The sequence below is a fragment of the Pseudomonas congelans genome (genome assembly GCF_900103225.1).
Classification (GTDB): Bacteria; Pseudomonadota; Gammaproteobacteria; order Pseudomonadales; family Pseudomonadaceae; genus Aquipseudomonas; species Aquipseudomonas congelans.
Window position 1 is genome coordinate 707,495 of record NZ_FNJH01000002.1, and the last position, 18,370, is coordinate 725,864.

Annotated in this window: 17 protein-coding genes; 9 read left to right on the forward strand and 8 right to left on the reverse strand. The window is 60.8% G+C overall.

The genetic code is table 11. The features are described from left to right. Window positions 1-18 precede the first annotated feature (18 nt). From BLR20_RS10255 to BLR20_RS10265, 3 genes are read right to left on the reverse strand one after another with little or no spacing between them, the layout of a single operon-like run. Window positions 19-219 (reverse strand): DUF1656 domain-containing protein, encoded by a 201-nt coding sequence (locus BLR20_RS10255; RefSeq protein WP_032615840.1) that lies wholly within the window; start codon window positions 217-219, stop codon window positions 19-21. Further along, window positions 209-2,395, reverse strand: coding sequence for an FUSC family protein (locus BLR20_RS10260; protein ID WP_054993168.1), 2,187 nt, complete (start codon window positions 2,393-2,395; stop codon window positions 209-211). Before BLR20_RS10260 ends, BLR20_RS10255 begins: the two co-directional genes overlap by 11 nt. Then, a complete protein-coding gene (locus BLR20_RS10265) occupies window positions 2,392-3,888 on the reverse strand; it encodes an efflux transporter outer membrane subunit (protein WP_054993167.1) in 1,497 nt (498 codons plus the stop codon). The genes BLR20_RS10260 and BLR20_RS10265 overlap by 4 nt, the downstream gene beginning before the upstream one ends. Window positions 3,889-4,071: 183 nt before the next feature. Between BLR20_RS10265 and BLR20_RS10270 the strand changes: the two genes are divergently transcribed. Together BLR20_RS10270 and BLR20_RS10275 are read left to right on the forward strand one after the other, a co-directional pair. Beyond that, the gene (locus tag BLR20_RS10270; protein ID WP_002552240.1) at window positions 4,072-5,019 is read left to right on the forward strand and encodes a LysR family transcriptional regulator; all 948 of its coding nucleotides are present in this window, start codon (window positions 4,072-4,074) and stop codon (window positions 5,017-5,019) included. An 87-nt stretch (window positions 5,020-5,106) separates the two neighbouring features. Continuing rightward, window positions 5,107-6,081 (forward strand): 2-hydroxyacid dehydrogenase, encoded by a 975-nt coding sequence (locus tag BLR20_RS10275; protein ID WP_054993166.1) that lies wholly within the window; start codon window positions 5,107-5,109, stop codon window positions 6,079-6,081. A gap of 59 nt (window positions 6,082-6,140) precedes the next feature. Here the strand turns inward: BLR20_RS10275 and BLR20_RS10280 are convergent, their stop codons facing one another. Beyond that, on the reverse strand, window positions 6,141-7,043 hold the full coding sequence (locus BLR20_RS10280; protein ID WP_010435504.1) for a DMT family transporter: 903 nt from the start codon (window positions 7,041-7,043) through the stop codon (window positions 6,141-6,143). A 136-nt stretch (window positions 7,044-7,179) separates the two neighbouring features. Between BLR20_RS10280 and BLR20_RS10285 the strand changes: the two genes are divergently transcribed. Next, window positions 7,180-8,055, forward strand: coding sequence for an AraC family transcriptional regulator (locus BLR20_RS10285; protein WP_054993165.1), 876 nt, complete (start codon window positions 7,180-7,182; stop codon window positions 8,053-8,055). On the opposite strand, the gene BLR20_RS10290 is transcribed toward BLR20_RS10285, so the two are convergent. The 3 genes from BLR20_RS10290 to BLR20_RS10300 are packed head-to-tail and all read right to left on the reverse strand — an operon-like array spanning window position 8,044 to window position 10,285. Next, window positions 8,044-8,376: a DUF3325 domain-containing protein gene (locus BLR20_RS10290; RefSeq protein ID WP_032615846.1), complete on the reverse strand. Its 333-nt coding sequence runs from the start codon at window positions 8,374-8,376 to the stop codon at window positions 8,044-8,046. The two genes, BLR20_RS10285 and BLR20_RS10290, sit on opposite strands and share 12 nt — an antisense overlap. Continuing rightward, complete coding sequence (locus BLR20_RS10295; protein ID WP_054993164.1) at window positions 8,376-9,920, reverse strand: PepSY domain-containing protein; 1,545 nt, start codon at window positions 9,918-9,920, stop codon at window positions 8,376-8,378. Before BLR20_RS10295 ends, BLR20_RS10290 begins: the two co-directional genes overlap by 1 nt. Before the next feature lie 20 nt (window positions 9,921-9,940). Continuing rightward, window positions 9,941-10,285, reverse strand: a complete 345-nt coding sequence (locus BLR20_RS10300) for a DUF3649 domain-containing protein (protein ID WP_010435515.1) — start codon at window positions 10,283-10,285, stop codon at window positions 9,941-9,943. A gap of 200 nt (window positions 10,286-10,485) precedes the next feature. On the opposite strand from BLR20_RS10300, the gene BLR20_RS10305 reads away from it, so the two are divergent. From BLR20_RS10305 to BLR20_RS10345, 6 genes are all read left to right on the forward strand, one after another. After that, complete coding sequence (locus BLR20_RS10305; RefSeq protein ID WP_054993163.1) at window positions 10,486-10,989, forward strand: sigma-70 family RNA polymerase sigma factor; 504 nt, start codon at window positions 10,486-10,488, stop codon at window positions 10,987-10,989. Next, a complete protein-coding gene (locus BLR20_RS10310) occupies window positions 10,986-11,963 on the forward strand; it encodes a FecR domain-containing protein (protein WP_054993162.1) in 978 nt (325 codons plus the stop codon). The genes BLR20_RS10305 and BLR20_RS10310 overlap by 4 nt, the downstream gene beginning before the upstream one ends. A 721-nt stretch (window positions 11,964-12,684) precedes the next feature. After that, complete coding sequence (gene fecA / locus BLR20_RS10325; RefSeq protein ID WP_032615853.1) at window positions 12,685-15,033, forward strand: TonB-dependent Fe(3+) dicitrate receptor FecA; 2,349 nt, start codon at window positions 12,685-12,687, stop codon at window positions 15,031-15,033. 271 nt (window positions 15,034-15,304) lie between these two features. Then, a complete protein-coding gene (locus BLR20_RS10330; protein ID WP_010437598.1) occupies window positions 15,305-15,733 on the forward strand; it encodes an HPF/RaiA family ribosome-associated protein in 429 nt (142 codons plus the stop codon). Window positions 15,734-16,569: 836 nt separating this feature from the next. Then, window positions 16,570-16,902 carry a DUF3509 domain-containing protein gene (locus BLR20_RS10340; RefSeq protein ID WP_025991111.1) on the forward strand — a complete coding sequence of 111 codons (333 nt, stop codon included), beginning with the start codon at window positions 16,570-16,572 and terminating at the stop codon, window positions 16,900-16,902. A gap of 263 nt (window positions 16,903-17,165) precedes the next feature. After that, window positions 17,166-17,498, forward strand: a complete 333-nt coding sequence (locus tag BLR20_RS10345) for a YXWGXW repeat-containing protein (protein WP_010437601.1) — start codon at window positions 17,166-17,168, stop codon at window positions 17,496-17,498. 62 nt (window positions 17,499-17,560) lie between these two features. On the opposite strand, the gene BLR20_RS10350 is transcribed toward BLR20_RS10345, so the two are convergent. After that, complete coding sequence (locus tag BLR20_RS10350) at window positions 17,561-18,049, reverse strand: phosphate-starvation-inducible protein PsiE (RefSeq protein ID WP_010437603.1); 489 nt, start codon at window positions 18,047-18,049, stop codon at window positions 17,561-17,563. Between the last annotated feature and the right edge of the window lie 321 nt (window positions 18,050-18,370).

Below are 18,370 nucleotides of genomic sequence, written 5' to 3' on the forward strand. Positions count from 1 at the left end.
TTTTTCCCGACTCAGGCGTCAACGATAAAGGGGCAGCGCCAACGCGCCGAAGATGCAGATAAACAGGCTCAGACGCAGCAGGGCCGGGTGCCAGAAATGCCGGTACAGGTCAAAACCGGCCAGCAGTCGATCCAGCCCCCAGGCAAGAACCACGGCCAGCAGAAAGATCAGCGTGAGGGCCGGCATGTACAGGCCGTGGAAGGCTATTTCACGCGGCATGAGCGACTCCTGAAGCGGTTCGCGCGACGCCATAGGCGGCCAGCGGCGACTGCGGGTCCAGCAGCGAGGTGCGGATAAAGTGCAGATAGCTTTTTACCCGGCGCAGCACCGACGTGTCGAAATGCGAGGCGAAGGGTTCATCTGCTTCCTGCACCCGCTTGATGGCCTGATCGACTGCCGACAGACAGCGCTGCAGATTGACTGCATCAGGCAGGATGAACAGCCGCACCAGAGCGCGCCCCATGACTCGTAGCGCGATGCGCCAGGGCTGGTAGTCGGCGTAGGCAGGGTGAACCGGCAGAATCGCCTGCTCATGGCGCAGCTCGATAATGGCGTGGCCGATTTCCAGCACCACGAACATCCAGCGCAACAGCTCGCGCTGTACCAGCGGTTTGCCAATCGCCAAGCCGTACGCCTGATGCATCAGGTCGCGGGTCTGACTTTCGAAACTTGAGCCCAGATGCTTGAGCGGTGCGCTGATGGCAAACACCACCTGATTGCGCACGGCTTGCTCCAGGCGTTGCCACATCCAGCGGCTATTGGGTGGCAGGATGATTGCCCCGGCAGCGGCACAGATCAGCATGCCGATGACCATTGCGATGTAATCGTTGATGAATGTGTAGGGGTCATAGACCGTCAGGTTGTCCGGCACCGAGCCCAGGCTGAAAAAAATCAGCAGCCCCAGCCCGTACCCCGTCCACTGTGGGCGTGAGCCCAGGTACGCGCCGAGCACAAATACCGGGGCCAACAGCAGGCACAGCAACGGAAAACCGTCGATGTGCGGGAACAGAAAAAACGTTTCGATAAAGCCCGACAGCGCGCCGAGCAACGTTCCGCCGGCCATCTGCAGCGACATGCGCCTGGGGTTGTGAGTGGTCGACGACAGTGCAACGGTGGCCGCCGAGGCCAGGACCATGCTTGCGCCGCTGGGCCACGCCGTCAGTACCCAATACACACTCATCAGACCGACCACGCAGGTCGCCCGGGCGCCGGCTGCCAGCGCGGTCATCCAGTGGGTGCGCGGCACGAACGAGCCTTTCCACTGTTCACGCTCATGGCTGTGCTCGGCCAGCGACGCATGGGTTCGTGCGTAGTCGAGCAACTCGCTGAGCAGGCGGTATAGCAGCTCGAACGAGGTGTGAAAGTCCAGTCGTTCGGCGTCGCTGGGCAGGATGCGCTCCAGTTCGGCGCGCAGGCTTCTGACCCGCTCGGGAAAGTGCGCCCTGCACGACTCCAGACGCGTGACCAGCAGCGCAGCGTCATCGTTGGTCAAGGCGCGCTCGGCGAAGCCGTCGAGCAGTTCTGCAAGGTTCTCAAGGCCAGGATCAATATGCTTCAACACCTGATCGGCCTGCTCGAGACGCAGACGCTCGAGCAATTGGTGCAGGGCATTGAAACGTGTGGTGACCGTCATGAATTCGCTGTTCAAACGGTTGAGTCGCCCGTTGCGGCGACGCATGTGCGGGTCTTCGAATACCGTGACGCTGCGCAGTCCCTCCAGGCCGATGGCCTCGGCCACAAAGCGTACGTTGCCGGTTTCAAATTCAGCGCGTGAAATGTCGTCGCGCAGGCCGTTGGCCACGAAGCGAGCGAACCCGCCGAAGCGCAGATATAGCGCGTTGCGCATCGCAGCGCTGGAACTCTGCGGCAACACCGCCGCACTGATTGCCGTAGAACACAGGATGCCCAGAGTGATTTCCAGTACCCGCCACACCGCCGACATGAACGAACCTTCAGGATGCGCCAGCGCTGGCAGGCCCACCATGGCGGCCGTGTACCCGGCCAGCACAAAGCCGTACGCGCGAAAGTTGCGATAGCGCGCCGCACCGGCAGAACACAGGCCGACCCAGAGCGCGAGACTGCCGAGAAACGGTAGCGGATTCTGCGCAAACAGGGCCATCAACAGCACCATCATCGCCGACCCGGCCAGCGTTCCCAGCAGGCGATAAAAACTCTTGGCGAACACCTGCCCGCTCTGTGGCTGCATGACGATGAACACGGTGATCATCGCCGTGTGCGGCTGCGGCAGTTCCAGGCGCAGCGCCAGCCAGTAGGTGAGAAATGCGGCGAGCAGCACCTTGAAGATGTAAACCCAGGTCACCCCGTCACTGCGCACCCAGCTGTGCAATTCGCGACGCCACGGCAGGTCGGTGATGCGCTGTAGCGAGGCGATCATTGCCCGCCCTCAGACTCGGCGACGGTGTGTGCGAAATGACCATTGCCATTGTTATTCCCGTCAGCGTAACCGCCCAGCGCCACCACCAGTCCGGCGTAGGCTTCCAGTCGCGCGGCCTCGACCTGTTGCTGAACCTGCTGCTGGCGAAACAACTGCGTGCGCGCATTGAGCACGTTCAGGTAGTCGGTCAGGCCGCGCTGCCAGGCGATCAGGGCAATGTCGTAGGTCTTTTGCGCCGACGCTACCGACTCGGCGGCGAGTGCCTGCTGCTTGTCCATCGAGGCGCGCCGAATCAACTGGTCGGAGACATTTTTCAAAGCCATGACCAGCGTCTGGTTGTAATGCGCCACGGCCTGATCATAAGCAGCAGACGCCCGCCCCAGCTCCGCACGCAAGCGTCCAGCGTCGAAAATCGGCAGGCTGATGGCCGGCCCGACCTTGTAACCCAGCTTGCTGCCGGTCAGAAACTCGAGCATGCCACCGCCCGTGGCCATGTAGCTCAGGCTGCCGACCAAATCGACATTGGGATAAAAGCCCGCATGTGCAACGTCGATACCACGTGCCTGCGCCGCCACCTGCCAGCGCGCAGCCACCACGTCGGGCCGCTGGCCGAGCAGTTCGGCGGGCAATGCCGAGGGCAATGCCAGTGCGCTGTGCAAGGACAGCGCGGGCCGTTGCAACGCCGCGCCCTGCCCCGGTCCCTTGCCTGCCAGTGCGGCCAGCTGATTGCGACTCAACGCGATGGCCTCTTGCAGCGCGTCGATCTGCCGATGTGCCTCAGGCAGCGGGGTTTGGGCCTGACTGACGTCGAAGTGCGTGCCGATCCCGCCCTTGAGGCGACGCTGCGCCAGGTCGAGTATCTGTTGCTGCTGGGCCAGGGCCGCCTCGGCGATATCCAGTCGGGCGTAGTCGAGGGACAGCCGGATGTAGGCGCGGACCACGTTTTCCTGCAATTCGAGCTGCGCCTGGCGCTGCTCGGCAGCACTCACGTGCGCCAGATCAACGGCCTGCTCGCTGGCGTTGCGTTCACGTCCCCACAGGTCCAGTGCGTAGCTCAGGCCCAGCGACGCATTGTTGTCCCAGGTGCGAGTATCGGCCAGCGCTCCGGGGCCATAAAACTGATCCTCGGGCCAGTCGTGACGCATCAGGCTGGCGTTGCCCTGCACTTGCACAGACTCGGCGGACTCGGCCACCTGTGCCATCGCCTTTGCCTGGCGCACACGAGCAGCGGCAAGTGCCAGACTCGGACTGCCCAGCGTCGCCATGTCGACCCAGCGGTCCAGTTGCGCGTCGCCGTAGGCACGCCACCATTGCGCTGCGGGCCAATGGGCGTCGAGGGAAGCGCTCTGAATCGCCTGATCGGTGGCCAGGCTGTCAGGGTGCAGAACACTGCCCTGCGGTGTGATTCCATGTGTTCCGATACAGCCGCTGAGGACCAGCGTAAAAGCCAGAAGACCTACGGGCCAGAGCCCTCTGATGATGCGACGCGGCACAGCTGCAAGTTCCCGAACGAAGGTGAAACACCTTGAATGGCGGCGATTCTAGGCGGCACTCGACGCGGCGATAAGCGGGGAGATTTGTGAATCTTTGTTACTGAAACGGCGATAATCCTTTGGTCTGGATACATCCATCCGTTACTTCATGTCACAATTTGCCATCTACTCAGAGAAGTACCCATGGACACCCTGCAAAACATGCGTGCCTTCAGCTGCGTGGCGCAAGCGGGCAGCTTCACTGCTGCCGCCGCCGTGCTGGATACCACCACCGCCAACGTCTCGCGTGCGGTCTCCAACCTTGAAGCACATTTACAAACGCGCCTGCTCAATCGCACCACCCGGCGCATTGCCCTCACTGAAGCAGGCAAGCGTTATCTGTTGCGCTGCGAACAGATTCTCGCCTCGGTAGAAGAAGCCGAGGCCGAAGCCAGCGACGCTCATGCCCGCCCGGCCGGGCAGCTCAAGGTGCATTCCATGCCCGGCGTCGGCCAGCATTATGTGATCGATGCGATTGCCCGTTACCGGCGCAACCACCCGGACGTGGCGTTCGATCTGACCATGACCCACCGCGTGCCGGACTTGCTGGAAGAAGGCTATGACGTGTCGATCGTGCTGGCCAGCGAACTGGCCGACTCGGGCTTTGTGTCTCAGCGCCTGGGCATTACCTACAGCATCGTCTGCGCGTCCCCCGAGTACGTCAAAACGTTCGGCATGGCCCACAAGCCTGCCGACCTGCTGAATCATGCATGTCTGCGTCTGGTGAGCCCGGTGTTCCCGCTGGACAAATGGCTGTTCGATGGTCCGGAAGGTCAGGAGATGGTCACCATCAACAGCTCGCCGCTGCTGGTCAACTCTGCGGATGCGATGAAGACTGCGATTTCCAGCGGCATGGGGATTGGCATCCTGCCGATCTACTCGGCGATCGAGGGGCTGCGCAACGGCACACTGGTGCGCGTGTTGTCCGATTACCGTTCGCAGGAGCTGAACCTGTACGCCATCTACCCGTCACGCCAGTATCTGGATGCGAAGATCAGAACCTGGGTTGAATACCTGCGCGGTTCCCTGCCGGAAATTCTCGCTGCCGATGAAGCCGATCTGCATGTGCAGGCCCTCAAGTCATCGTTCTGACATCGTACAACTGCAAAAAGCGGCTGCCAAAGAGCGGGGAGGAATGTTAGCGTGCTACTCATTCAACCGCTCGAGAGTGACTGCCCAATGAAAAAAACCGTACTCGCCTTCAGCCGTGTTTCTCCTGAAATGGCCGAGCGCCTGGCGCAAGACTTCAACGTGATCGTGCCCAACCCCAAACAGGGTGATATCAACGCCCAGTTTGCAGAAGCCTTGCCTGAATCCCACGGGCTGATCGGCGCAGGCCGCAAGCTGGGTCGCGAACAGCTGCAGAACGCCACCAAACTGGAAGTGGTGTCCAGCATCTCGGTGGGTTACGACAACTACGACGTCGACTACCTGAGCGAGCGCGGCATTCTGCTGACCAACACGCCGGATGTACTGACCGAAAGCACCGCTGACCTGGGCTTCTCGCTGATCATGAGCAGCGCCCGTCGAGTGGCCGAACTGAACGCCTATACCAAGGCCGGACAATGGACGCGCAGCATCGAACCGCCGCACTTCGGCACCGATGTGCATGGCAAGACGCTGGGTATCGTCGGCATGGGCAATATCGGCGCAGCCATTGCCCGGCGCGGTCGTCTGGGCTTCAACATGCCGATTCTGTACAGCGGCAACAGCCGCAAGACCGAACTCGAACAGGAACTGGGCGCACAGTTTCGTAGCCTGGATCAATTGCTGGCCGAGGCGGATTTCGTCTGCCTGGTCGTGCCGTTGAGTGAAAAGACCAAACACTTGATCGGCCGCCGCGAGTTGAGCCTGATGAAGCCAGGCGCAATCCTGGTCAACATCGCCCGCGGCCCGATCGTCGACGAACCCGCGCTGATCGAGGCGCTGCAGAACGGCACCATTCGCGGTGCCGGTCTGGACGTCTACGAAAAAGAACCGCTGAGCGAATCGCCGCTGTTCCAGCTCAAGAACGCAGTGACCCTGCCGCACATCGGCTCAGCCACCACCGAAACCCGCCAAGCCATGGCCGACCGCGCCTATAACAACCTGCGCAGCGCACTGCTCGGCGAACGACCGCAGGATCTGGTCAATCCGCAGGTGTGGAAAGGCTGAGGCCCCGCCTCTCTCGCAGTGCAGGGCCGCTGTGCAGGATAGAAACGATCAACACCGATTCAGGCCAGTTTGCCGTCGATCACGACGGCAACCGGTCTGATCTTCCTGAACACCAGCACATTGCCGACCATCACCAGCAGCAGACCCAGCAGGGCAGCCGAGGTCCACTGATAGCCCTCCACCCAGGCAGAAATATTCAGCGCCACGACCGGGAACAGCACCGTGCAGTAAGCGGCGCGCTCCGGGCCCATGCGCCCGACGAGCGTCAGGTAGGCAGTGAACGCAATAACCGAGCCGGGGATAACCAGGAACAGCAGTGAGCCTACATAGCGCGTGTTCCATTCGAAGGTGAACGGCGTGCCGCTCAGCAGGCAATACATACCCAGTATCGTCGCCCCGTAGAACATGCCCCATGCATTGGTGGTCAGCGGGCGCAGCCCGGCTTTCTGCTGCAGGCTCGACAGCATGTTGCCCGCCGAGAAGCACAGCGTGCCCAGCAAGGCCAGTCCCAGGCCGATCAGGGTTTGCTGGCTGGCGCCATGTCCGGACATTTCAGGCCAGAACAGACAGGCCAGACCGATCAGACCCATGGCGCCACCGGCCAGTACATTGCCGGCGATTTTCTGGCGAAAGAACACCCGTGCGTTCAGCGCATTCCACAGCGTCGAGGTCGAGAACACCACGGCGATCAGGCCGCTGGGTATCCACTGGCTGGCCGTGTAGAAACACATGAAGTTGACGCAGAACAGGCACACGCCCTGCGCCAGGCAAATCAACTGGCCACGACGATTGACCGGCTGCAAACGTTTGCTCAGCAACAGGAATGCAAACAGCACCAACGCTGCCAGGGCGAAGCGATAGACGATCGATACCGGAATCGCCACATCGCCGAGTTGAAGTTTCAGGGCAATCCAGGTGGTGCCCCAGATCAGCACGGTCAGCAGATAAAGCGAGAGGTTCATGGTGCAGGCTCCTTGGTGAGCCATCAGTCTGCTGCGTGCCGGCCTGCCAGCGCTTGCACAATCTTGCGCATTTGCTTCAGGCGCTACTGGCAGCGGCGTCGCCAGCGAGTAGGATACAAATCCAAGAGGAATCGTCATGCCCGCCATTGAATCCATCCAGGTCTTTCAGGCCCTGAACAGTTCACCCAATGCCAATCTGGAGCAGAGCGCGCCGCTGGGCGACGGTCTGGTGGCGGCACTGTGGAACAATCGGCATGACTCGCAGGAGTATCACGCACCGACCCATCATACGCTGTCGTGCTATATCGAGGACGGTACCGGGACTTTCCGACGCGGCAGACCCGACCAGAAAGGCGCGCCGGGCAAGCTGTGCATATTGCCTGCCGGCCATGAGTCCGCCTGGGTAGTGAATGGCGAGATCCGTCTGGCGCATCTGTATTTCAGCCCGGAACAGTTCGCGCTGGGCTGCGTGACCCTGCTGGATCGCGAGCCGCGCGAGATGCAGCTGCGGGAAAACACCTTCCTGGAAGACCCCGCACAAGCGGCACGCTTCCGGCAACTGATTCGCCTGAACTGGGCAGAACCCGGCGAGCGCCTGCTGACCAGCAGCCTGGCGCACGAGATGGTCAGCCACGCACTGCTCAGCCAGGCGGGCCTGCGCGAAGGGCTGCGTTTGAAGGGCGGCCTGGCGCCGCATCTGCGCCGGCATCTGGTGGACTTCATCGAAATGCATCTCGCCGACCCGCTGAGCCTTGGCCAACTGGCAGGCCTGTGCGCGCTGTCGGAATACCACTTCGCACGCATGTTTCGCGAAAGCTTCGGTTTGCCGCCGCACCAGTACCTGCTGGCGCGGCGTATCGAGCAGGCGCGCCAGTTACTGCGCAGTACCGGCAAGCCGCTGGGCGAAATCGCGCTGGCCTGCGGTTTCGCCAGCGCCAGCCATTTCAGCAACCGTTTTCGTCAGGCCATGGGGGCGACACCGGGTGAGTACAGAACGGCCTTAGGCCAATAACTGACTCACCGCTGCCAACGGGCTCAGCAGCGCACCGCACCCCGCCAGCGCAAGTACCCAACGCGGCCGGAATGACAGCAACGCAACCAGCAGCACCGCGCTGCCCATCAGCGCAGCGAACCAGTACACCGTCCCCATCATCCAGCCGTGGTCATCAACCGCCGCCCACGACGACAGCAACAGCGCGCTCCAGCCGGCCAGCTTGAACGCCCGACGCCGCTGTCCGCTCAACGGGCCCTTGAGCAGTTCGCCGTAATGGCGCGCCGTGGACAGGCACAGGCATGTGAACCCCACGTAGCACAGCAAGGCTGCCAGCAGCATCAGGGAGTCTCCCGAGGTACGACCGGCAAAGAGACGCGCGTGGCTTTAGCGGCGACAGGTGCAACCTTGAACTTCAGCGCCGCCCAGCCCAAAAACAGCCCGGTGACCAGCGCCGTCAGGTCAAAGGCCGCCAGCACCCAGTTTCCTGACATCAAAGCACCCAGCAGGTAGCGACCGCAGGTCAGCAGATCTAGCAGCGGCAGACCGGCGAACAGCAGGGCGCCCAGCCCCAGTTGCTCTCGCCATGCATGACGCCCCTTGCGCAGTACAGCGTGCATGACTGACAGGGCCCAAAACGTGAAGAACACGCTGACCTCCCAATCGGCACGCCCGGCGAATTCGCCCGGCAGCAAGCGATTGGCCCAGAAGAAGCTGGCCACGGCGATCATCAACCCGGACATGCTGGCAATGTTCAGCACTTCGACCACGCGCAATTCCAGTGGCAGCACGCCGGTCTTTGCATGCTTGAGCTGACGCTTGCCCAGCCACATCACCAACCCGGTGCCGATCATTGCAGTCCCGGCGACACCGAAAATGAAGTACAGCCAGCGCAGCAAGGGTTCGGCGAAATGGCCCACGTGCAGGCCGTACATCCCGCTGGAAATCAGCAGCGCCAACGGGCGCTCGGGGACTTCGTTCAACAGCTCGCCGCTGGCACCGCTGAACGTCAGCGCCCCGCCCCGGTCCGGCACGATGCTGCCCTTGTCGTCACGCGTCAGCAAAACCGAGGCGCTGCTGTCACCCGGATTATTGACGATGACCCGACCGACCTGGCCGCTGTCCCATTTCGCGTTCGCTGCGTTGACCAACGGCGCAAGCGCCACCAGCGGCGCAGCCGTGCCTTCACGCTTGACCGTTTCCGGAAACGGATAGGCTTCACTATAGAAAGCCTGAACAGTGTCGTACTGGCTGAGGATGCTCGCGGGCATCACCATCGACATGAAGATCACCAGACTGCTGTAGGTGATCATCAGGTGGAACGGCAGCACCAGCACGCCCAGCGCGTTATGCCCGTCCAGCCAGGAACGCTGGCCCTTGCGCGGCCGGAAGGTGAAGAACTCCTTGAAAACCTTTTTGTGAATGATGATGCCGGTGATCAGCGCGACCAGCATCACCATCGCGGCGCTGGTTGCCAGCCAGCGGCCCCAGGGATAAGGCATCTGCAATTGATAGTGAAAACGGTAGAAGAAATCGCCACCGCGCGTGTCACGCGCCTGCACCTCGCTGCCGGTTTGCGGATCGAGCAGCTTGCGCACGAAGCTGTTGCGCTGGCCCTGCTTGCCTTCGGGCAGCCAGCCGACCATCAGGCCTGGCGTGCGCTGATCGGGCAGACTGATGAACCAGCGCGTGGCCCCGGCCGCATGGCTTTGCAGGTAATGCTGAGCCTGTTGCACGCTGGTGCCTGCATCGAGGGTGCGCACCGGAATCTCCGGCTGCATCCAGTGGGTAATCTCGTCCTTGAAATAGGAAAGCGTGCCGGTCAGAAAAATCGCGAACAGCAGCCAGCCAAACAGCAAACCGACCCAGGTGTGCAGCCAGGCCATCGACTGGCGAAACCCCTCCTTCACAGCAACCACCGACCGCAGGCATAGGCCGCCCCCAGCAATGCAGATGGCGTCAGCACCCCGACCCATGCCTGCAGCGCCGTGCGGCAGGCAAAACACCAGAGCACCGCGCCCAGATAAGCGAGGAACGACAGCATCATGCCCGTCACTACTGCCTCGGCACGGGTAATCGGCAGCCATTGTGCGATGCAGGTGCTGAACAACGAGGCCAGCAGGTAACCGGCAAATACCGCAGCCAGTGACCGCGAGGCAATGGCAAGGCGATAGGCAGCCGTCACGCCACTGGTTCTGGCTTTTGCCGCGCGTTTTTCCGGCAGCGGGCGGCTTGCAGTGGTGACATCCATCAAAGGGTCTTCATTGATTCATGAAACCTGGGAAGCCGGTCCTGGGCGACCGGGAAGCGGTCGCAACGAAAGCCAGCGGTATGCGCCATTCATCCCGGACGGGACAAATGAACCGCAATATTAATGATAAATATTCTCATACGCAAAAGAGTCTGCCAGAATCCACGCCACCAATGAGTCCCCGTGGATTGTTCCCCGTGATGCCCGTCGCCCACTCCGCTCTCAATCACACTGTCGAAGGCCTGTACAGGGCACACAACGCCTGGCTGACGACCTGGTTGCGACGCAGGCTCGGCTGCCCGCACAGCGCAGCGGACCTGGCGCAGGACACCTTCATAAAAGTGCTGGGCGCACGCGATACACCGCAAATCGTCGAGCCGCGAGCCTTTCTGACAACGATTGCCAAGCGTGTGCTGTGCAACCACTACCGGCGTCAGGACCTGGAGCACGCCTACTATCAGGCACTGGCAGAACTGCCGGAGAGCGTGGCGCCTTCGGAAGAAGAGCGGGCGATCATTCTCGAAACCCTGGTCGAACTCGACCAACTGCTGGACGGCTTGCCAACCCTGGTCAAGCGGGCATTTCTGCTGTCGCAGGTCGATGGGCTGAGTCATGGCAGCATCGCTGCCGAACTGGGGATTTCCATCGCCACGGTCAAGCGCCATCTGAACAAGGCCGCCCTGCGCTGCTATTTCGCCCTATGAATCCGAACAGTGACTCCCTGAACAAATCCGACATCTCGCCTGCCGTGGCACAGCAGGCCGTTGGCTGGCTGCTGGAAATGCAGGAAGGCACGCTGGATGCCCGCCGTCAGCACGCCTGGCAGCTGTGGCTCAATGGCAACGCCGAGCACCAGCGGGCATGGGCGCACATGCAGCGGGTCAATCAGCGCCTGAGCGGGCTGTCCTCGCCGCTGGCGCATGCGGCACTCAATGCGCCGAAGTCCGCCAGCCGTCGGCATGCGCTGAAACTGCTGTTGCTGCTCGGTGCGGGCTCGGCAGCGGGCTGGAGCCTGCGCGAGCAGATCGCCCTGCAACCGTTGCTGGCCGACTATGACAGTGGCGTGGGCGAACAGCGCAAGGTGGCGTTGAGCGACGGCAGTCAAGTGCAGTTGAATACGGCCAGCGCGGTGGATGTGCGTTTCGATGCACAGCAGCGCCTGATAGAACTGCTGCAGGGCGAAATCCTCATGACTGCCTCTGCGGACATGCGCCCGCTGAATCTGCTGAGTGCCGAAGGTACGGTCAAGGCGTCGACAGGCGCCAGCCGTTTCAACCTGCGCCAACTAAATGGGCGCACGCAATTGGCAGTATTTGCCGGAGCGCTTGAAATATCCCCTGCCGGCAAGAGCGGCCCCGGTTTGATGCTGCAGGCCAGTCAACAAGTGACGTTCAGTCGTGATGCCTGGGACAAGGTTGGTCCGCTGGACGCTGGCAGTGGCGCCTGGGCGGACGGGATGCTGGTGGCGTCGCGCATGAGGCTGGCGGATTTTCTCGCAGAATTGAGCCGCTACCGCCGCGGTCGCCTGAACTGCGATGCCAGGGTTGCCAGCCTGCTGATTTCCGGTAGCTACCCGCTGGCCGACAGCGAGCGCATCCTCGACATGCTCGAACTCGCCCTCCCGGTACGCGTGCAACGCTTCACCCGCTATTGGGTGAACGTGCAGGCGCGGGTGTGATCGTGATTGCTCGTTCCCACTTTTCAGTGCTCACGTGGACATACGCGTCTTGGAGAGCCCGAAATACAGGGCTGACACTACGCTGACTATCGTTCCCATTCAGCGTGGTAGTGCCGTTCGTGACGCTCTGCGTCACACAGCGGTTCTGTGACATCAGTGATGACTATCGTTCCCATGCTCCGCGTGGGAACGCCTTTCGTGACGCTCTGCGTCACACAGTGGTTCTGCGATGTTAGTTGGATTGGTGTTTGGCTCCGGTCACCTTTGCGCCCTTACGGCGCCTTACTTTGAGGGACCAAAGTAAGCAAAGTCCCAAGCTCCGTTTCCGGCCCGACTTCGTCGGGTTCCTTCGCCCTGTCACTGATCCGGGGGGCGCCGCAACGGGCCATCCATGGCCCGGTGCGGCTAGCCTGGCGTCCTGCCAGGCTACCCCCGGATCAGCGCCAGGACTCAGCCGTCACTTACGTCGCACTCTGCGTCGTCTGTGCCATCGGAGTTTGATTATCGTGCAGACGCTCCGCGTCGGCATGCAGTTGACTATCGTTCCCACGCTCCGCGTGGGAATGCCGTTCGTGACGCTCTGCGTCACACAGCATTTTTTGGATGTCAGGTGGATTTGCACTGGCCAGTTAAAATTTTTCAAAATTCTTGAGCCGTTTTTCAATCCTCGCGTGACAGACAGGGAAAGCCTCTCTCAACCTTCCGGTCAAAGGACTCCCGCATGTCAGCCCGCCCTACTCAACTTTCTCCGCTGGTGCGCACATTGCGCCATGTCATTTTCGGCGCCAGCCTCTCGGTCGGCAGCCTGTCGATGGCGCAGGCCACCGAGGTCGCACCCAAGGTGTATCACATTGCGCCAAGCGAGCTTGAAGCGGCGCTGAACCAGTTCGGTCGTGAGTCCGGCGTGCTGATTTCCTATGGCTCGCAGATTACCAGCGGCCTGAAAAGCCGTGGCCTGGAAGGTCAGTACACACCCGAGCAGGGCCTGAATGCCTTGCTCGAAGGCACCGGCCTGCAGGCCATGGCCGATGGCAATAACGGCTTCACCCTGCAATCGGCAAATACGGCTGGCGCGCCGATCGAGCTGGGGGTTTCCACGGTGGTCGGTGACTGGCTGGGCGCTGCGCAGCAAACCAACGTTTTCGAACATCCCGGCGCACGTGACGTGATTCGCCGTGAGGAATTCGAGCGGGTCGGTGCGACGTCGGCGCGTGAAGTGCTCAATCGCATTCCGGGCGTCAATGCTCCGGACAACAACGGCACCGGCAGCCATGACATGGCGTTGAATTTCGGCATTCGTGGCCTCAATCCACGCCTGGCGTCGCGTTCTACCGTGTTGATGGACGGTATCCCGGTGCCATTCGCGCCCTACGGCCAGCCGCAACTGTCGTTTGCGCCGATCAGCATGGGCAACATGGACGCAGTCGATGTGGTGCGTGGCGGTGGCGCAGTCCGTTACGGTCCGCAGAACGTGGGCGGCATCGTCAACTTCGTGACCCGCGCGATCCCCGACGCCCCAACTCTCAAGGGCGGCATACAAACCGAGACCAGCCCGTCTTCCAGCCACGACGGTTTCAAGACCACCGGCAACCTGCTGGCGGGCGGCACCGCGGACAACGGCCTGGGCGGCGCGATTCTGTACTCCGGCGTACGCGGCGGAGACTGGCGCGAGCACAGCGACACCGAAATCGACGACCTGATCCTCAAGGGTAAATACCAGATCGACGAAGCCAACAGCCTCAACGCCATGGCGCAGTACTACGATGGCGAAGCGCAAATGCCCGGTGGCCTCAGCGTCGCCGACTACGATGCCGATCCGTACCAGTCGACACGCCTGAAGGACAAGTTCTGGGGCCGTCGCACGATGTTCAACTTCGGCTATCGCTACGAGCAGGACGCGCGCGTATTCACCGCCAACACGTTCTTCACCAAGACCTTGCGCAGCGGCTATCTGGATCAGGGCAGCTTCGTTTCCCTGTCGCCCCGCGAATACTGGGTGCGCGGCCTGGAAACGCGCTTCTCGCAAGGCTTTGCGCTGGGCGAAACCTGGCATGAAGTCGGCGTTGGCTACCGCTACGTCAACGAGGCCGGTCACGAACTGCGCTACCGCGAGCCGGTCACCGGCAACCTGCCGACCACCGCCAGCCGCAACGACCGCGACACACGCGGCGCGACCGAAGCGCATGCGTTCTACATCGACGACCGCATCGATATCGGCAAGTGGACCATCACGCCGGGCGTTCGCTACGAGATGATCGACACCGCCCAGAACAACAACCTGACCAATGCCCGATACCAGGGTGACTACAGCACCGCACTGCCCGCGTTGAATGTGCTTTACCACCTGACCGACACCTGGAACCTGTACGCCAACACCGAAGGCTCGTTCGGCAGTGTGCAGTACAGCCAGATGCCTAACCGCGTCACCGGCGATGAAGTCAAACCGGAAAAAGCCCGCACCTGGGAACTGGGCACACGCTACGACAATGGCAACCTGCGGGCCGAGATCGGCGCGTTCCTGATCAACTTCGACAACCAGTACGACAGCAACCAGACCAACGACACGGTGATCGCGCGCGGCGAGACGCGTCATCAGGGCATCGAAACCAGCGTCAACTATGCGCTAGAGGGGTTGAGCCCGGTGCTGGCCGGCTACGATATCTACGCGACCTACGCCTTCGTCGACGCCACGATTCGCGAAGACGGCCCGAACAAGGGCAATCGCGTGCCGTTCTCGTCAAAGCACAAGGGAACGATGGGTGTCAGCTACACCGAAGGGCCGTGGAAGCTCAATTTCGACAGCTCCTTCCAGAGCGATCAGTTTGCCGACAACGCCAATACCTCGGCTGAAAGCGCCGACGGCAGCACCGGCAAGATCCCCGGGTACATGCTGTTCAGCACCCGCGCCAACTACGATTTCGGACCGCAACTGTCTGACCTCAACGTAGCGGTCGGGATGAAAAACATCTTCAACCGCCAGTACTACACCCGCTCGTTCGACGACAACAACCGCGGCAAATACGTCGGCGAACCGCGCACGGTGTACGTACAGACGTCGGTCGCGTTCTAGTTTTCGGGCGCAAGAGCGAGAGCAGTGTTCTCCCGGACACCTCTCGTTCCTCGCGCTCTGCATGGGAATGCCGTACCGGACGCTCTGCGTCCGCTCCTGATTCGCAGCCTCGCGCCGAGGCATCCTTTTTTGCTGCGAAATATTTCTTACACATTGGGGTTGAATTGTCAGGCCATTGCCGCCAACACTGTGAATGAGCGCAAACGAAAACGATTCCGAGAGGAATCATGCAGTCCAGCCTCGCACGAGCAAGCCCTAATAAGGATTAACTATGCAAATCCAGGTCAATAGCGATAATCACATCGAAAGCAGTATCCGACTGGAGGAGTGGGTTCGTACCACCGTTGAAAGCACGCTCGAACATTACGATGAAAACCTGACCCGCGTGGAAGTCCACATCCGCGACGAGAACGGCGACAAGCCTGGCCCGCACGACATCAAGTGCCAGATGGAAGCTCGCCCCAAAGGACACCAACCCATTTCTGTTTCCCACAAGGCTGATACGGTAGATCAGGCTGTGGATGGCGCTGCTGTAAAACTCGATCATGCCCTCGAGCATCTGTTCGGTAAACTGCGCGGCAAACGAGGCGCCGCACCGACCATCGTCGAACAGGATGAAGATCCGGTTAGCCCGGACGCGCTGCTCGAAGAAGAATTTCTGGAAAAAGAGCAGGAGAAAGAAGCCGCTCGTCTGACCTGATGCTTCACTGACACGTTTTGCAAGAAAAGGGCGAACCGGCAACGGTTCGCCCTTTTTGTTCGCGATGGGCCGGCAAGCGCACCACAAACGGTCGCTGCACAGCTTTGGCCACCTTGACCCTTCGCTCGCCTCCCAGCCATTTTGATCGCCGCGTGCCGTCCATCGAATTTAACATCTTGCGCCGAACAGCCTGAGCGCTGCGCCTGACAGCCATCAGCGAGCAAAAAATCATGCCGCTCCCCTCCGTCAGCCCTCCATACCGGCAACCGCTCAACACTCTTCTCGCCGCTCCGCCGCACGACGCTCAACACCAGAACCTGGACAGTGGACGAGTACGGTTTCGACCCCGTCTTTACGAATCTCTGACGTCAAGATTCGGTTGTCGGAGTGTCAGACAATCATTCGAAAAAGTCATACCGCAACTGCATCCGCGAGAGGACCAGACCATGTGCGAGACATGTTTCCAGCCCGTTTTGGAGAGCACTTTTTTCAGCCGAATTGACTGGTTCGTCTTGCTGCAAAGCAACCCACGAAGCGGCTTCGCAGTGCTCCCGCTCGGCGGTTTCCAGCGCATCGCCCCTGCAATATGGCCCGAACCGTGCAGTGTCCTCTAGTAAGCGCCACGAGGCTGGCCAACAGGACGGCTACTTCCTGACGCGGACTCAATGTTGTAAATGCCGCAAAGCTTGTCGAAACGCAACCTTTCATCAACGCGAAAGACGACAGCAACACTGTCAGCAGCCAGCGCAGGAGTAACGCAACCGCTGATCAGTCGTCGAGAACCAAAAGGACTACTACCCGGTCAACTTATGCAGACCATTGAGCAGGTGAATGATATGGACAATCCTTTTCAGATGATCACGGATACTTTTCACCCCGACTATCGGGTGAATCTGAGCATTCAAGGGCTGGACGGCAGTATCATGCTGACCTTGTCCAACGAACGCGGAGTCGTTGCGAAGCGCTTGATCAGCGCCGCCCAACGCAATGACCCACAACGCCTGCGCAAGCTGATAGAAAGCGTGCAATTCGGCATCGCCATCGAACGTGGCGACAGCGCGATCAAGATTCTTGCGGCGATGACCGATGGCGCGACCCTGAAAAAGACGCCTGTCCCGGCCAATGGTCTGTGGCCACAGAGTCAGGCAACGGTGAATGCCGGGGTTTGATTCACACCTGCCCTTCCCTTCTGTGCAGTGCCGTTGTCGGCGCTGCACAGAGCAAGAATAGGTTGATGCCTTTCAATATTCTCCAGCCTGCTTGAACGAGCTTCTCCCCCCGTAGAACCGGCCTTTCGCTATCATTCCCCCTCCCTCCTCTTCAGCAAAAGTACAGATACATCCTGCTACAACAATCCTTGCGCAGAAACATTCGAGCGACTGAGCACTGAGTTCAGCGCCACTGCACCTGCGGTTGATTCCGAGGAGGCAACATGTATTTACGTTATGGGGTATTGATCGCATCACTTGCGATAGCGTCAGGCTGTGTCGAGGAGCGTGTGGTCCACGAACGACCGCACGTCCATCATGAATACGTCGAAGAAGTGATCGCGCCGCAACCGCCACCGGAGCGCGTCGTCGAGGTGGAACCGGCCCCTCGTCCAGGCTATGTATGGGCACGCGGTTACTGGCACTGGAACGGCCAGCGATTCGTCCCGGTACATGGCCACTGGGAAACCGAACGACCCGGCTATCACTATGTGCATCCGCACTGGGAAAGCGCTGGTGACGGCTGGCACTGGCGTGCCGGGGTCTGGCTGAACTGATTGCCTTCTTTTAGTAAGCAGCGTGCTGGCGGCATCTTGCACAGATGCCGCCATTGCCTTGATCAGATTTCGCCCTTCTCTTCCGTCACTGCACCTTTGACGGCGCTGGAAGAATCGGGAATCTTCGCCGACGGGTATTTGTACGACGCGTAGCGCACCACCAGAATCGCAAAGGCCAGCAACAGGATGCCGCCACACAGGTAGATGATGCCGATATCCGGTGGGTTGTGGTGGGACACGTCGGAAATCAGCAGGCGGGTCAGTGCAGTGATCGCGACATAGATCAGGAAGCGCACGGGCATGTGGTTGGTCTTGAAATAAATCCCGGTCATCGCCCCCAGCTCGAGGTAGATGAACAGCAGCAGGATGTCATCGACCGTGACGTTGCCTTTCTCGACCATCCCCAGGAATGCGACCACTGACGCCCAGGCAGTGATTGCGCCGATCGCGAACAGGGCGAGAAAGTGGAAGCTCTCTACACACAGATTGCCCAGTGACTCGGCCTGCGCATGCACGCGGTGTCTTATCTTTACTGCCCATTTGTTTCCCATGACGCGTTACCTCTGAAACTTCGTTTATGCCGACCGGATGATGCCGGGTACTCGTGACACCGTTGTGGCCTGCTTTTTAAAGCAGGAACAGGGCCATAGGCTATGGTTGAGAGCGCGGCGGGTTGTCGCAAGGCACATTTGCGGCGCAAAAAAGATGCGTAAACGCCACTATTCAGGCAGGGCTTGATTGGCACATGGCTTTTACTGTATAAAAACACAGTAATCGAGAAATCGCTTTCGCTGTTGCGTCGCAGGTCAGCTTCCATAAAGGCCTTCACGCAGTGCCCCGCTACACCTGACCGGCGCGCTGGTCATGCACGA

Coding starts and splice junctions, on each gene's coding strand:
- BLR20_RS10270 (WP_002552240.1), top strand. CDS start 4,072: ATGGACACCCTGCAAAACATGCGTGCCTTCAGCTGCGTGGCGCAAGCG.
- BLR20_RS10340 (WP_025991111.1), top strand. CDS start 16,570: ATGGACAATCCTTTTCAGATGATCACGGATACTTTTCACCCCGACTAT.
- BLR20_RS10260 (WP_054993168.1), bottom strand. CDS start 2,395: ATGATCGCCTCGCTACAGCGCATCACCGACCTGCCGTGGCGTCGCGAA.
- BLR20_RS10290 (WP_032615846.1), bottom strand. CDS start 8,376: ATGCTGCTGGCAGCCTTGCTGTGCTACGTGGGGTTCACATGCCTGTGC.
- BLR20_RS10295 (WP_054993164.1), bottom strand. CDS start 9,920: ATGGCCTGGCTGCACACCTGGGTCGGTTTGCTGTTTGGCTGGCTGCTG.
- BLR20_RS10280 (WP_010435504.1), bottom strand. CDS start 7,043: ATGAACCTCTCGCTTTATCTGCTGACCGTGCTGATCTGGGGCACCACC.
- BLR20_RS10285 (WP_054993165.1), top strand. CDS start 7,180: ATGCCCGCCATTGAATCCATCCAGGTCTTTCAGGCCCTGAACAGTTCA.
- BLR20_RS10330 (WP_010437598.1), top strand. CDS start 15,305: ATGCAAATCCAGGTCAATAGCGATAATCACATCGAAAGCAGTATCCGA.
- BLR20_RS10300 (WP_010435515.1), bottom strand. CDS start 10,285: ATGGATGTCACCACTGCAAGCCGCCCGCTGCCGGAAAAACGCGCGGCA.
- BLR20_RS10275 (WP_054993166.1), top strand. CDS start 5,107: ATGAAAAAAACCGTACTCGCCTTCAGCCGTGTTTCTCCTGAAATGGCC.
- BLR20_RS10305 (WP_054993163.1), top strand. CDS start 10,486: ATGCCCGTCGCCCACTCCGCTCTCAATCACACTGTCGAAGGCCTGTAC.
- fecA (WP_032615853.1), top strand. CDS start 12,685: ATGTCAGCCCGCCCTACTCAACTTTCTCCGCTGGTGCGCACATTGCGC.
- BLR20_RS10345 (WP_010437601.1), top strand. CDS start 17,166: ATGTATTTACGTTATGGGGTATTGATCGCATCACTTGCGATAGCGTCA.
- BLR20_RS10350 (WP_010437603.1), bottom strand. CDS start 18,049: ATGGGAAACAAATGGGCAGTAAAGATAAGACACCGCGTGCATGCGCAG.
- BLR20_RS10255 (WP_032615840.1), bottom strand. CDS start 219: ATGCCGCGTGAAATAGCCTTCCACGGCCTGTACATGCCGGCCCTCACG.
- BLR20_RS10310 (WP_054993162.1), top strand. CDS start 10,986: ATGAATCCGAACAGTGACTCCCTGAACAAATCCGACATCTCGCCTGCC.